Below are 13,957 nucleotides of genomic sequence, written 5' to 3'. Positions count from 1 at the left end.
TCCTCTAAAGGGAACCCCTTAAAGGATAGCCGGACTCAGGCGAATTTCCCGTTTGCCACCTCTTCCGGCGTCACTACGCCCGTATCCAGCACCCAGCCGCTAATCAGCGAGGCTGGCGTAACGTCAAACGCCGGGTTATAGACCAGGGCGTTTTCCGGCGCCCACTGCACCGCCCCAAAACTTCCCGCAACGCCCGTCACCTCACTGGCGGCGCGCTGCTCAATCGGGATCGCATCTCCATTCGGGCACTCCGGGTCGAGGGTTGTTTGCGGGGCAGCCACGTAGAATGGAATGCCGTGGAATTTCGCCAGCACCGCAAGGGAATAGGTACCGATTTTGTTCGCCACGTCGCCGTTAGCGGCAATGCGATCGGCCCCTACCCACACGGCGTCGACCTGTCCTTTGGCCATCAGGCTTGCCGCCATGGAATCGGTAATCAGCCGATACGGCACGCCCAGCTCGCCAAGCTCCCACGCGGTCAACCTGCCGCCCTGCAGCAGCGGACGGGTTTCATCCACCCAGACGTTGCTGACATTTCCCTCCTGATAGGCGCGGGCAATCACGCCCAGCGCCGTGCCCACGCCCGCCGTTGCCAGCCCGCCGGTGTTGCAGTGGGTCAGCAGGCGGCTACCGGGCGTCACCAGCGCGCTGCCCGCGCGGGCGATAGCGTCGCACAACTGCCTGTCTTCAGAAATCAGGCGCAGCGCTTCAGACACCAGCGCCGAAACGAAATCTTCCTGCCAGAGCGCCAGCTTCATACGGTCAAGGTTGTTCATCAGGTTCACCGCCGTCGGGCGGGACGCGCGCAGGGTTTCCAGCGCCACGGCGAGTTCATCACGGCTTTTGCCGCTTTCCGCCAGCAATGCCAGCAGCAGGCTTGCAGAGAGACCAATCAGCGGCGCACCGCGCACGCGCAGAGCATGGATATGCCCGACCAGCGTCTCTACCGTGGAGGCCTCAAGCCAGCGTTTCTCCTGCGGAAGCGCCTGCTGGTCGAGAATAAAGAGCTGATTATCCGCCACCCGCAGGCTGGTCGTCTGTAATGTCTGCATGTCGTTAATTCCCTGTTGCGTTGTTGTAGCACATTGTGTCAGGATGAAATCCAGATGTATAGACGTCTACATGTCTTTATTAGCAAACTCGTGAGGAGCAGGCCATGTCGCAATACCGTACCTTTACCGCTCAGGACGCCGTGGAGTATGCCAGGCAGTTTGGTGGACTCGACGATCCTTCCTCGCTGGTGGAGGCGCAGGAAGTGGGCGACGGCAACCTCAATCTGGTTTTCAAAATTTTCGATGCCCAGGGCACAAGCCGCGTCATCGTCAAACAGGCGCTGCCCTACGTGCGCTGCGTCGGCGAGTCCTGGCCGCTGACGCTGGACCGCGCCCGTCTGGAGGCGCAAACCCTGGTCGAGCATTACCAGCACAGCCCGCAGCACACCGTGAAAATCCACCACTTTGACCCGGAACTGGCGGTGATGGTGATGGAGGATCTCTCCAGCCATCGCATCTGGCGCGGCGAGCTGATTAAAAACAATCACTATCCACAGGCCGCGCGTCAGCTGGGTGAATACCTCGCATACACGCTGTTCCACACCAGCGATTTCTACCTGCATCCGCACGCGAAAAAAGCGCAGGTAGCGAAATTCATCAACCCGGAGATGTGTGAGATCACCGAAGATCTGTTCTTCAACGATCCGTACCAGATCCACGAACGCAACAACTACCCGGTCGAGCTGGAAAATGACGTCGCCGCCCTGCGCGACGATGCCCAGTTGAAAATTGCCGTGGCCTCCCTGAAGCATCGCTTTTTCTCACACGCTGAAGCGCTGCTGCACGGGGATATTCACAGCGGCTCCATTTTTGTGGCGGACGGCAGCCTGAAGGCCATTGACGCCGAGTTCGGCTACGTTGGCCCGATTGGCTTTGACGTCGGCACTGCCATTGGCAACCTGCTGCTCAACTTCTGCGGCCTGCCGGGGCATCTGGGTATTCGCGATGCCGCCGCCGCCCGCGAGCAGCGCCTGATCGACATTCAGGCGCTGTGGAACACCTTCGCGGAGCGCTTCCAGGCATTAGCAAACGAAAAAACGCGAGACGCCGCGCTCAGCGCGCCGGGCTATGCTTCCGCGTTTCTGAAAAAGGTCTGGCATGACGCCATTGGTTTCTGCGGCACCGAACTGATTCGCCGCAGCGTCGGGCTTTCCCACGTCGCGGATATCGACACCATTCAGGATGACGCCATGCGCCACGAATGCCTGCGCCATGCGATTACCCTCGGCAAGGCGTTGATTGTCATTGCCGAGCGCATCGACAGCGCGGAAGAGCTGGTGGCACGCGTGCGGCAGTACAGCTGAGTGCTTCTGGTTTTCTCCCTCTCCCTGTGGGAGAGGGCGGGGTGAGGGCACCAATCCGCACTCACCCCAAATACTCAATCACCGACAACCCACCGTTATAATCCGTGCTGTAGATAATCCCCTGAGCATCCACAAACACGTCGCAGGACTGGATCACCTGCGGGCGATTCGGCCGCGTATCCATCATTCTTTCCGGCGCAGCTGGCACCAGCGCACCGGTCTCCACCGGGCGATACGGGTTGGAAATGTCATACGCGCGTACGCCCGCGTTCTGGTAAGTGGCAAAAATCAGCGTCGAGCTGACAAAACTCCCCGGCCGGTTCTCGTGCAGGTTGTGCGGCCCAAAGTGCGCCCCTTTCGCCACGTAGTCGGTTTCATCCGGCTGCGGGAAAGTCGAGATACTCACCGGGTTCGACGGCTCGCGGATATCAAACAGCCAGATCAGCTTCTCCCCATCCTCCTGGTTATCCAGCACCGCTTCGTCGAGCACCACCAGCAGGGAACGGTCCGGCAGCGGCAGCGCGGTATGCGTCCCGCCACCAAACGGCGGGCTCCAGTTGCGATGGCTAATCAGCTTTGGTTGAGTGCGGTCTTTCACGTCCAGCAGCGTCAGACCACCGTCGCGCCAGCTCCCATAGGCGGTATCGCCGGCGATAATCGCGTGGTGCAGCGCGTGGCGCTTCCCTTCGGGCCAACTGGGCTTTTCCCCTTCGGCCTGGTTCATCCCCGGCAGCCACCAGCGCCCCGCCACTTCAGGCTTGCGCGGGTCGGCCAGATCGATGGTCAGAAAGATATAATCGGTAAAGCCGTCAATCAGCGCCGACACGTACGCCCAGCGCCCGCCGACGTACCAGATGCGGTGGATCCCGATGCCGTTCAGCGAAAGAAAGCCGATTTCACGCGGCTTGTCCGGGGTAGAGATATCAAACACCCGCAGCCCGGCGCTCCAGCCTTTGTCCCGCACGTCGCTGACGGTCTCCCCCACCTGACGGGTGTAGTAAACCTTCTCATCGGCAAAGCGGGCATCGGCAAACAGATCCCGGGCGTTGATCACCAGCAACAGATCGTCATGCGCCTGCAAATGCACGTTCCAGGTGCCGGGCGGCGCGGGAACATAACCTGCCGCTTTCGGTTTTTCCGGGTCGCGCACATCGACGATGGAAAAACCCTGCGACACCATATGACCGATATACGCGAAACCGCGATGCACCATCAGCTGCACGCCGTCCGGGCGACCGCCCTGGTCGCTATGGCCAATCAGCCGCATATTGCGGCTGTATTCGGGCGTAGGGAGCACACTCATTTATTTTTAGCTTCCAGCGTCGCAAACCACGGCGCGATAAAATCGTCCGTCTGGCCCCAGCCCGGAATGATTTTCCCAAGCGACGCCACGTTCACCCCACCCGGCTGGGCGGTCAGCAGCGCCTGCGGAATGGCAGCGGCTTTAAAGTCATAGGTTGCCGGGGTCGCTTCTCCGGCAATCTTATTGGCGATCAAACGCACGTTGGTTGCGCCAATCAACTTCGGATCCACCGCCACGCTTACCTTCCACGGGCTGCCCGGCTCGCGCATCAGCTGCAGATCCTGGTTAGATATATCGATGCTGTAGAGTTTGATCTCGGTGCGCCCGTTCTCTTTCAGCGCCTTATACGCGCCCTGGCTGAAGGCATCCCAGGTGCCCCAGATAGCGTCGATTTTTCCTTTCGGGTATTTCGCCAGGATAGCGCCCACCTTGTTGGCGGTATCCCCCTGCACGTCAGAGGAGACCGCACCAATGGATTCCAGCTCTTTGATCTCCGGATACTGTTTTTGCAGTTCCTTGTACGCCGCCTGACGACGCTCCATCGGCGGGAAGCCCGCCACCCACAGCTTGACAATATTGGCCTTTCCGTTGAAATCTTTCGCCAGCTGGCCGAAGGAGAGGTTCGTCAGCGAAGCATCATCCTGCTGAGTAACGGTCACGCCCGGGATCTCGCCGTTCACCGCCGTATCAAACACGGCGACTTTAATCCCGGCATCCACCGCCTTCTTCACCAGCGCGGTGGAGTACGGATCGCGCCCCTGAGACAGGATAATCCCGTCGTACTTCTGGCTGATTGCCTGGTTCACGAAGTCCTGGAATTTGGCATCGTCCCCGTTGCTTAAAAAAGTGCTGACCTTAAAGCCGAGTTTCTTCCCTTCCTGAATCGCCCCCGCCACAAACTGCGTGGTGTTGTCGTCGGAGCCGAGGTTGCGGATCACCGCGATGCGGATCGGACCCTCGTGGTTCGCAATGGCAGCCGGCACCGGTGCGGGCGTGGCCGCGAAGCCTGGCAGCGCAGTCAATAATCCAAGTGCTACCAATGAGCGTGCAATTTTTTTCATTTTTTATCCTGTTGTGTTATCAGCGTTTTTGTATGTAGGTCATCGCCAGCGCCACCGCGAGCACCAGCCCTTTTATAATGTCCATGGCGTAATACGGCACGGAGAGCATCACCAGCCCGTTCGACAGCACGCCGAGAATAACTGCCCCAACCAGCGTCCCCAGCGCGTTCGGCTTGCCGGAACCCGCCAGCGAGAAGCCGATCCACGCCGCGGCCACCGCATCCATCAGATAACCGCCCCCGGCATTCACCTGCGACGAGCCAATGCGCGAGGCCAGCAAAATCCCGCCCAGCCCCGCCAGCAGCGAGGCGATCACGTAAGCTGCCACCTTGTAGCGCGTGGTGCGAATACCGGAGAGGCGCGCGGCTTCCGGGTTGCCGCCGATGGCGTACATGCGTCGGCCATGCGTGGTGAGGGACAATCCCAGCTGCGCGAGAACCGTCACCACCAGCATGATGATGACGATGGTCGGCACCTGCCCCAGCAGGCTGAACGCCGCCGGAATGGTCCCTTCCGCCATATCACCGCTCGGCAGCACCATGTTTTCGGTAATCGACCCGCCATAGCTGTAAGTCATCGCCACGCCCTGGATCACAAACAGGCTGGCGAGGGTTGCGAGCATGTCCGGAATACGCAGGATGACGATCAGAAACGCGTTGAACAGCCCCACCAGCGTGCAGAGCGCAAGGGTAATCAGAATCGACTCGGTAGTGCCGAAGCCGTGCCAGACGAAAAGCGATATCACCAGCGCGTTTGCCAGCGACGCGGTGGATCCCACGGAGAGATCGAACCCGCCGACGGTCAGCGAAATCGATACGCCAATGGCAATCACCGTCACGATGGCGATCGCGCGCAATATGTTGATGATGTTGTTCGGATCGAGGAAGTTGTCCGAGGCCAGGCCAAACACCGCCACCAGCGCGACGACGGTCAGCAACATGCCCCACTTGTAGAGAAAATCGAAAATATGCTGACGGCCTGACGCCGCCGCAGTCACTGAAAGGGCCTTACTCACGACGCCGATCCTCCGGTTGAATAATAAAGTAGTGTCTCTTCACGGGCCTCGGCCCCGGCGATTTCCGCCACGATACGTCCGTCCCACAGCACGCAGATGCGGTCGCACAGCCCGACCAGCTCGGCAAATTCACCCGAGGCATAAATCACCCCTTTGCCCTCGCGCGCCAGGCCGTCAATCAGCTGGAACAGATCGGTTTTGGCTTTCACGTCCACGCCCTTAGTCGGCTCGTCGAAAATCAGCACGCTGGCATCATTACGCAGCCATTTACCGATGGCGACCTTCTGCTGGTTGCCGCCGGACAAACGGCGCAGCACCTGCCCCGGCCCCCGCGCGCGCACGCCGACGCGGTCAATCACCTCTTCTGCCCAGCGCCACGCCTGACGATGACCAAACAGGCTCCAGCGCGAGAAGCTGTTATCGGCGCACACGGCAAGGTTCATGCTCACGGGCTCGTCGATAAAAATACCCTCCTTGCGCCGCTCCTCCGGCACCAGCGCCAGCCCGCGCAGCACCGAGTCGGCCGGGTCGTGCGGTTTCCAGGGCTGATGATTCAATTCGCCTTGTGCCACCCGGCTTTTCGTGGCGCCAAACAGCGCCTTGCAAAGTTCGGTTTTGCCCGCGCCCGCCAGCCCGGCAATGCCCAGAATTTCGCCTTTGCGCAGGTGAAGGGAGATATCTTTCAGCAGCGCGTCATCGTGCAGGCCCTCTACGCGCAGCAACGTTTCGTCGCTGTGCGGGGGGCGAGCAGGCGGGTAAATATCGCTCAGCACGTGGCCAAGCATCTTCTCAACGATCGCTTCGCCGCTGAGATCGGCCATCGGGCCGGACTCAATCAGCTTGCCGTCACGCAGCACCGTCAGGGTGTCGCAGATGGCTTTCAGCTCGTGAATACGGTGTGAGATAAACACTACGCCGATGCCCTGCTGCTGCAGGCGTCTCACCACCGCAAACAGGCGCTCGCTTTCGTGTGCATCCAGCGGTGCGGTGGGTTCATCCAGAATTAAAAAACGGCAATGATGGGACAGCGCCCGCGCCAGCAAAATCTGCTGTTTTTCAGCAAGCGTGCAGCTGTCGACCGATCGCCGAACATCCATGGACACGTCCAGTTGCGCCAGCGCCTGTCTCGCCTGGTGACGAACCGCACGCCAGCTGAAGCGGTGCCCGGGCTGCGCAAGCTGGTCGAGCATGATGTTCTCGGCAATGCTCAGCCCCGGGATCAGCGCCACGTCCACTTCCTGCTGCACAAGGTGAATGCCCAGCCGCTTGGCGTCCAGCGGCTCGCGGATCGTCACCGACTGGTTGTTAATGCAAATCTCGCCTTCATAGCGATCGTGCGTTCCGCACAGCACCGCCATCAGCGTCGATTTCCCCGCGCCGTTGGCGCCGGTCAGCGCATGCACCGACCCGCCGCTCAGGGTAAAGTCCACCCGTGACAGCGCCTGAAAGCCGGAAAAGGCCAGGCTGATACCACGCATCTCAAGGCGACTGGAAACCATCCGCGTAAATCCTTCATTACTCTTCTGATTTATCGAATTTTTCACAGCGCCGGTTGACTGACAACGACGGAAAAGGCATAAGATAAAGCGAAATATTATTAGCCATCCGGATGTCCAGACATAACATCGGGTTAGCGCGTGCTAAAAAAGGACAACACCATGAGCAATACCGATATCCGCGTCGTGCCCGGCCCGGCGAACTACTTCTCCCACCCAGGCAGCCTTGCGCATCTCAATGATTTCTTCACGCCGGAGCAGCTTTCCCGCGCGGTGTGGATTTACGGCGAGCGCGCCATCGAAGCCGCGCGCCCTTTCCTGCCAGCGAGCTTTGACGCGCCGGGGGCAAAACACCTGCTGTTTAAGGGCCACTGCAGCGAGCGCGACGTCAGCCACCTGGTGAATGAAGCCGGCAGCGACGTCAGCGTGGTGATAGGCATCGGCGGCGGCGCGGTGATGGATACCGTCAAAGCCGTGGCGCGCCGTTCAGGTGTACCGTTCGTGGGCATCCCCACCATCGCCGCGACCTGCGCGGCGTGGACCCCGCTTTCCGTCTGGTACAACGATGAAGGCCAGGCGCTGCAGTTTGAGATTTTCGACGACGCGAACTTCCTGGTGCTGGTGGAGCCGCAGATCGTTCTCAATGCCCCGGCGGAATACCTGCTGGCGGGCATCGGCGACACGCTGGCGAAGTGGTACGAAGCGGTTGTGTTGGCACCTGAGCCGGAAAACCTGCCCCTGACCGTGCGGCTGGGCATCAACAGCGCGCTGGCGATCCGCGACGTGCTGCTGGAACGCAGCGAGGAAGCGCTGGCAGACCAACAGCGTGGCGAGTTATCGCAGGCGTTCCGGGACGTAGTGGATGCGATCGTTGCCGGCGGTGGAATGGTCGGCGGTCTGGGCGAGCGCTACACCCGCGTGGCGGCGGCGCATGCCGTACATAACGGGTTAACCGTGCTGCCGCAGACGGAAAAATACCTGCACGGCACCAAGGTGGCCTACGGCATTCTGGTGCAAAGCGCCCTGCTCGGCCAGGACGACGTGCTGGCGCAGCTGGTGGCGGCCTATCAACGCTTTAACCTGCCGACCCGGCTACGCGAACTGGACGTTGATATTAATAACCGCGACGCGCTGGATAAGGTTATTACCCACACTCTGCGTCCGGTGGAGTCGATTCATTATCTGCCCGTTGAGTTAACCCCTTACGTTCTGCGCGCCGCGTTTGAGAAGGTGGAAACATTCCCCCGTTAAATGCGCCGACCGTCTATACCTAATGATGATTCTCACCACTCTCTCGCAACGAGGTCATCATGCAGATCGATTTAACAGGTAAGAAAGCGCTGGTTACCGGTGCCAGCCGTGGGTTGGGCCGTGCGATAGCCCTGTCGCTGGCCCGCGCCGGTGCCGATGTGGTTATAACGTATGAAAAATCAGCCGATAAAGCCCAGGCGGTCGCCGATGAGATAAAAGCGCTTGGCCGATACGGTGAAGCCGTACAGGCTGACAGCGCCAGCGCGCAGGCGATTCAGGATGCCGTCACCCATGCGGCGCGCGCGCTCGGCGGGCTGGACATTCTGGTCAACAACGCCGGGATCGCGCGCGGTGGCCCGCTGGAGTCCATGACGCTGGCTGACATTGACGCCCTGATCAACGTCAACATCCGCGGCGTGGTGATCGCCATTCAGGAAGCGCTGGTGCACATGTCTGACGGCGGGCGCATCATTAACATCGGCAGCTGCCTGGCAAACCGCGTGGCCATGCCCGGTATTGCCGTTTACTCCATGACCAAGTCGGCTCTCAACTCTCTTACCCGCGGCCTGGCGCGCGATCTCGGCCCGCGCGGCATCACCGTCAACCTGGTGCATCCCGGTCCGACCAACAGCGATATGAACCCGGAGGACGGGGAACAGGCGGAAGCCCAGCGCCAGATGATTGCGGTCGGCCATTACGGTCAGCCGGAAGACATCGCGGCGGCAGTCACTTTCCTCGCCAGCCCGGCCGCCGGGCAGATCTCCGGTACCGGTCTGGACGTGGACGGCGGTTTGAACGCCTGATCGCATATTTTCTGCAAGCCTCTGTCGTCCGGCAGAGGCCTTTTCGAGCGCTCTCGACGGTTCACGTCAGGAGCTGGCGGCAATTTACGGCTGCAAGCAGGAGCAGATCAGCCTCTATTTACCAAAAGAGGGTTAACAGCACTTCGCCCCGCCCTTGCCGCCGTAGCGGGCGTCCTGGCGGTCGCGGAAAAAGGCTTCGTAGGTCATGGGCGTCTGGTCCGGGTGGTTGACGCGCATATGTTCAACGTAGTTGTCGTAGTCCGGCACACCAATCATCATTTTGGCGGCCTGGCCCAGGTACTTACCTGCTTTGGAGAGGGTGTCGAACATCGTTCTGGTCTCACAGAAAATGTAGGCCGGGTAAGCGCTAGCGCCACCCGGCACACTGGTTAATGCGCCCCTTTCGCCTGGGTGACAATCTCTTCCAGGTTTTCAGGCATTGGCTCATACGGTGTCTCTTTCGCCGTTGGCTTATCCACTTTCAATGCTGCCAGCGCGGTTTTAAGAGAATACAACGCCAGCACCACGACCACCACCATAAAGAAGATGGTCAGCCCGGCATCCAGACGGTTATTAAACACCAGCTGCGACAGCTGAGACTCGGTGTACTGCGCCGGGATCTTGCCGCTGTCGATCATCGCCTGGAACTTGTTGGCAATCGCCAGGAAGCCCACTTTGTTATCCGGGCTGAAGGCTTTCTGCCAGCCTGCCGTCAGGGTGCAGATCAGCAGCCACGCGGTCGGCACCAGCGCCACCCACGCATAGCGCTGGCGCTTCATTTTGAACAGCACCACTGCGCAGAGCATCAGCGCCATGCCTGCCAGCATCTGGTTAGCGATACCGAACAGCGGCCAGAGCGTGTTAATGCCGCCGAGCGGATCCACCACGCCCTGATGCAGGAAGTAGCCCCATGCCAGCACGCACAGTGCCGTCGCCAGCAGGTTAGCCGGGAGCGAATCGGTACGCTTCAGGTTCGGGGAGATCACCCCCAGCAGATCCTGCAGCATAAAACGCGCCGCACGCGTACCGGCATCCACCGCCGTCAGGATAAACAGCGCCTCGAACAGAATGGCGAAGTGATACCAGAACGACACGTCCATAAGCCCACCCAGCGCACCGTGGAGAATGTAGGCCATACCCACCGCCAGCGTTGGCGCACCACCCGCACGGGAGATAATTGACTGCTCGCCCACCTCATTAGCGATATGCGTCAACGTTTCAGGGGTAATCGCAAAGCCCCAGCCGCTGACCACCTGCGCAGCAGACGCCACGACGTCAGCGGTCCCGGCCGGGGCCAGTACCGCCATCGGGCTGTTCATCGCGAAGTAGACGCCCGGGTCGATAATACAGGCGGAAACCAGCGCCATAATGGCGACGAAGGATTCCATCAGCATACCGCCGTAGCCAATCAGGCAGGCCTGATTTTCATTCGCCAGCATCTTCGGCGTGGTCCCGGAGGCAATCAGCGCGTGGAAACCAGACACCGCACCGCAGGCGATGGTGATAAACAGAAACGGGAACAGGTTGCCCGTCCAGACCGGGCCGGTACCGTCGATGAACTTAGTCAGCGCAGGCATGGTCAGGGTCGGACGCATAATCAGAATGCCGATCGCCAGCCCGACGATGGTACCGATTTTCAGGAACGTAGAGAGGTAGTCACGCGGGGCCAACAGCAGCCATACCGGCAGTACCGCAGCCACAAAGCCATACCCCACCAGCATCCAGGTCAGCTGTATACCGGTAAAGTCGAAGAACGGTGCCCAGGTCGGGCTTTCCGCCACCCAGCCGCCGGAAATAATGGCGAACACCAGGAACACCAGGCCAATCACCGACACTTCACCAATGCGGCCCGGGCGCAGGTAGCGAATGTAGATCCCCATAAACAGCGCCAGCGGTATGGTGAACGCGACGGTGTACGTCCCCCACGGACTGTGGGTCAGCGCTTTCACCACAATCATCGCCAGCACCGCGAGGATGATCACCATGATCATAAAGGTCGCCACCAGGGCAATCACCCCGGCGGTTGCCCCCATCTCCTCTTTCACCAGTTCACCCAGTGAACGGCCGTCGCGGCGGGTGGAGACGAACAGCACCATGAAGTCCTGCACCGCGCCCGCCAGCACCACGCCCGCGAGGATCCAGATCATCCCGGGCAGGTAGCCCATCTGCGCAGCCAGCACCGGCCCCACCAGTGGGCCCGCCCCGGCAATCGCCGCAAAATGGTGACCGAACAGCACTTTTTTGTCGGTCGGGACGTAGTCCAGACCGTCATTATGACGCACGGCAGGCGTCATGCGCGTCGCATCAACGCCCAGGACGGTTTTCGCGATATAGCGGCCATAAAAACGATACGCGATCAGATAAATGCAGACGGAGGCGACAACGATCCAGAGCGCATTGATCTGTTCCCCCCGGTTGAGGGCGATATAGCCCAGGGCAAAAGCTCCCACAACGGAGAGCCCTGCCCATGTAAGGTATTTCCCTGAGTTGTTCATCGTGGTTATCCGTTGTTGTGAAACAGTGAGATGTTACATTTTGTTTCTAGAACAACGGCAAATATTTAACAACTCTGAAACGCAATAATGTGTGGTCAAACCAGAGATTTACACCACAGTGTTAAGCCGATCACTTTCAGCTAAATGACTTACCCCAACACCATCGTACTCAACCTGCAGGTACAGCATCGTCGTCCCTGCTCGTCGAAAACCACGATTTCCCAGCTCTGGTTGGTTCTCCCCAGATGCAGCGGCTGGCACACCCCACGCACCTTCCCCTGCGCCACGGCACGGTGGTGTGTGGCGTTCAGTTCGGTGCCCACGACGCTTTGCCCGTCACGGGTCATCAGAAATCCGGCCATCGACCCCAGCGTTTCCGCCAGCGCGGCTGAGGCGCCGCCGTGCAGCAGGCCAAACGGCTGATGGGTACGCCCATCCACCGGCATCTCGGCCTCGAGCGTGTCGTCGCCGAGGCGGGTATAGACGATGCCCAGATGCGCCACCAGGGTGTTCATGCTGGTCGCGTTCAGCTCGTCGAGCGATAAATGACGTTTCCAGATCATTTACGCCCCCAGCGTGGAGCCGCCGTCCACCACGATATCCTGCAGAGTGATATGGCTGGCGGCATCGGAGGCAAGGAACAGCACGGTACTGGCAATCTCCTGCGGACGGGCGATTTTGCCAAGCGGAATACCAAGCTTGAACTGCTCGCCAAAACCGCGAATGCGCTGCTGCTGTGCATCGTCGTTCGTCCACAGGGTGCGCTGCATATCGGTGTCCGTTGACCCCGGCGACACCAGGTTACAGCGTACGCCGCTGCCCGCCAGCTCCAGGCCGACGGTCAGGGCGAGGCTTTTCAGTGCCGCTTTCGAGGCGCCGTAGGCGCTCATCCCGATACGCGGCGTATGTGCCGCGTCAGAGGCGACGGTGACGATCGCCCCGCCCTGCTGACGGCGAAACTGGCCCATCGTCTGCTGGAACAGGTTGAACGCGCCGCCAACGTTAACCGCGAAGGTCTGCTGCCAGTCCTCCTGCGAGAGCTGGTCCGTCGCCCCCATACGCAGAATACCCGCCGCGTTGACCAGCACGTCCAGGCGTTCAAGCGAAGCCAGCACGCGGCCACACACGTCACTCACCTGCGCGGCATTTGCTACGTCCAGCGTTTCAGTCGCGAAGGGGTAGTCGTCCTGCGGGAAGGCCAGATCGAACCCGGTCACCTGCGCGCCCGCGTCAACAAACGCCAGCGCCGTCGCGTAGCCAATCCCCTTCCCCGCGCCCGTCACCCAGACGGTTTTGCCGCTGAAATCAAATCCCGACATCACTTCACCTCGCGGGAGAGCAGCGCCCACCAGGCGTCGAGGGTAGGATTTTTGGCCAGCATCACGAAGTCGATATCGCCATGCACTTTGCGCCAGCGGGCGGCCAGCGCCATCATGCGCACCGAGTCCAGACCATAGTCGATCAGGTTTTCGTCATCCATCGGCTCATCGGACTCGTCCAGCAGCGGCAGGATCAGCGCGCGCAGCGCCGTTTTCGATGCCGGAATGGACGGCAGCAGCTCGTCGGTCATCACCACGCGGCCTGAACGCCCGGCAACGTAGTTGAGGGACATCAGGTGCTCGTCGCGGGTGAAATCCGCCAGCGCGTCGGCGATAAAGAACGGCTTGATGTCGCGCATAAAGGCATCGGTCGCGGTGGTCATACAGCCGATGTGGGCGTACACGCCGGTAATCAGCAACTGGTTGCGGCCGGTCTCTTTCAGCATCTGCTCCAGCGGCGAACGATGGAACGCGCTATAGCGCCACTTCACCAGCACGGTGTCCGCTTCGTCCGGCGTCAGTTCGGCCACAATACGCTGCTGGTCCGGCGAGCGGGTCAGGCCCGGCCCCCACATGTCGTTCAGCAGGGCGCGGTCCTCATCGCTCTGCTCTTTTGGCTGCGCGGTGTAGTACACCGGAATATTGTGCGCTTTGCAGTACGCGCGAAGTCTGGCGATATTCGCCACCACCTGTTGCATCATGGCGCTGTTTTCGCCCCAGAAATTCAGGAAATACTCCTGCATGTCGTGGATCAGCAGCGCGGCACGTTCTGGCTCGAACGCCCAGTTCACTTTATTGGCTGGCAGTTCTGCAGCGGTCGGCAGCGCGTAAGCGGTTAATTTTGGAATGGCCATACTC

13 protein-coding genes and 1 pseudogene are annotated in these 13,957 nt (G+C 60.5%); 4 read left to right on the top strand and 10 right to left on the bottom strand.

All coding sequences use genetic code 11. From position 1 onward, the window contains the following. Positions 1 to 35: 35 nt before the first annotated feature. Positions 36 to 1,052 (bottom strand): S-methyl-5-thioribose-1-phosphate isomerase, encoded by a 1,017-nt coding sequence (gene mtnA / locus A4308_RS09890; RefSeq protein WP_045281622.1) that lies wholly within the window; start codon positions 1,050 to 1,052, stop codon positions 36 to 38. 104 nt (positions 1,053 to 1,156) lie between these two features. Between mtnA and mtnK the strand changes: the two genes are divergently transcribed. Beyond that, entirely contained in the window at positions 1,157 to 2,356 is a 1,200-nt protein-coding gene (mtnK, locus tag A4308_RS09885) for an S-methyl-5-thioribose kinase (RefSeq protein WP_032637211.1), read from the top strand. Between the two features lie 61 nt (positions 2,357 to 2,417). On the opposite strand, the gene A4308_RS09880 is transcribed toward mtnK, so the two are convergent. The 4 genes from A4308_RS09880 to A4308_RS09865 are packed head-to-tail and all read right to left on the bottom strand — an operon-like array spanning position 2,418 to position 7,234. Next, on the bottom strand, positions 2,418 to 3,659 hold the full coding sequence (locus A4308_RS09880) for an LVIVD repeat-containing protein (RefSeq protein WP_014882963.1): 1,242 nt from the start codon (positions 3,657 to 3,659) through the stop codon (positions 2,418 to 2,420). After that, the gene (locus tag A4308_RS09875; RefSeq protein WP_023336903.1) at positions 3,656 to 4,720 is read right to left on the bottom strand and encodes a sugar ABC transporter substrate-binding protein; all 1,065 of its coding nucleotides are present in this window, start codon (positions 4,718 to 4,720) and stop codon (positions 3,656 to 3,658) included. The genes A4308_RS09880 and A4308_RS09875 overlap by 4 nt, the downstream gene beginning before the upstream one ends. Before the next feature lie 19 nt (positions 4,721 to 4,739). Then, the gene (locus A4308_RS09870; RefSeq protein ID WP_023332366.1) at positions 4,740 to 5,735 is read right to left on the bottom strand and encodes an ABC transporter permease; all 996 of its coding nucleotides are present in this window, start codon (positions 5,733 to 5,735) and stop codon (positions 4,740 to 4,742) included. Beyond that, entirely contained in the window at positions 5,732 to 7,234 is a 1,503-nt protein-coding gene (locus A4308_RS09865) for a sugar ABC transporter ATP-binding protein (RefSeq protein WP_032637214.1), read from the bottom strand. Before A4308_RS09865 ends, A4308_RS09870 begins: the two co-directional genes overlap by 4 nt. 159 nt (positions 7,235 to 7,393) lie before the next feature. Between A4308_RS09865 and A4308_RS09860 the strand changes: the two genes are divergently transcribed. From A4308_RS09860 to A4308_RS22405, 3 genes and pseudogenes are all read left to right on the top strand, one after another. Beyond that, on the top strand, positions 7,394 to 8,482 hold the full coding sequence (locus tag A4308_RS09860) for an oxidoreductase (RefSeq protein ID WP_045281623.1): 1,089 nt from the start codon (positions 7,394 to 7,396) through the stop codon (positions 8,480 to 8,482). 59 nt (positions 8,483 to 8,541) lie between these two features. Next, a complete protein-coding gene (locus A4308_RS09855; RefSeq protein WP_014882958.1) occupies positions 8,542 to 9,285 on the top strand; it encodes an SDR family NAD(P)-dependent oxidoreductase in 744 nt (247 codons plus the stop codon). 61 nt (positions 9,286 to 9,346) lie between these two features. Then, positions 9,347 to 9,421, top strand: a pseudogene (locus A4308_RS22405) (helix-turn-helix domain-containing protein); the annotation flags it as partial. On the opposite strand, the gene A4308_RS09850 reads toward A4308_RS22405, so the two are convergent. From A4308_RS09850 to A4308_RS09830, 5 genes are all read right to left on the bottom strand, one after another. Beyond that, a complete protein-coding gene (locus A4308_RS09850; RefSeq protein WP_014169079.1) occupies positions 9,418 to 9,615 on the bottom strand; it encodes a YbdD/YjiX family protein in 198 nt (65 codons plus the stop codon). The pseudogene A4308_RS22405 and the gene A4308_RS09850 overlap by 4 nt on opposite strands. Before the next feature lie 59 nt (positions 9,616 to 9,674). Next, complete coding sequence (cstA, locus tag A4308_RS09845; protein WP_045281624.1) at positions 9,675 to 11,780, bottom strand: pyruvate/proton symporter CstA; 2,106 nt, start codon at positions 11,778 to 11,780, stop codon at positions 9,675 to 9,677. A 149-nt stretch (positions 11,781 to 11,929) separates the two neighbouring features. Then, complete coding sequence (gene entH, locus A4308_RS09840) at positions 11,930 to 12,343, bottom strand: proofreading thioesterase EntH (RefSeq protein ID WP_023332361.1); 414 nt, start codon at positions 12,341 to 12,343, stop codon at positions 11,930 to 11,932. Beyond that, on the bottom strand, positions 12,344 to 13,099 hold the full coding sequence (gene entA / locus A4308_RS09835; protein ID WP_045281625.1) for a 2,3-dihydro-2,3-dihydroxybenzoate dehydrogenase EntA: 756 nt from the start codon (positions 13,097 to 13,099) through the stop codon (positions 12,344 to 12,346). It lies immediately after the preceding gene. Continuing rightward, complete coding sequence (locus A4308_RS09830; RefSeq protein WP_014882952.1) at positions 13,099 to 13,953, bottom strand: isochorismatase; 855 nt, start codon at positions 13,951 to 13,953, stop codon at positions 13,099 to 13,101. The genes entA and A4308_RS09830 overlap by 1 nt, the downstream gene beginning before the upstream one ends. Positions 13,954 to 13,957: the final 4 nt, after the last annotated feature.

It is taken from the genome of Enterobacter sp. ODB01 (assembly GCF_001623605.1).
Lineage (GTDB): Bacteria > Pseudomonadota > Gammaproteobacteria > Enterobacterales > Enterobacteriaceae > Enterobacter > Enterobacter kobei.
Note: the sequence above shows the minus strand (reverse complement) of the source record. Positions and strands in the feature narration are given on the sequence as shown.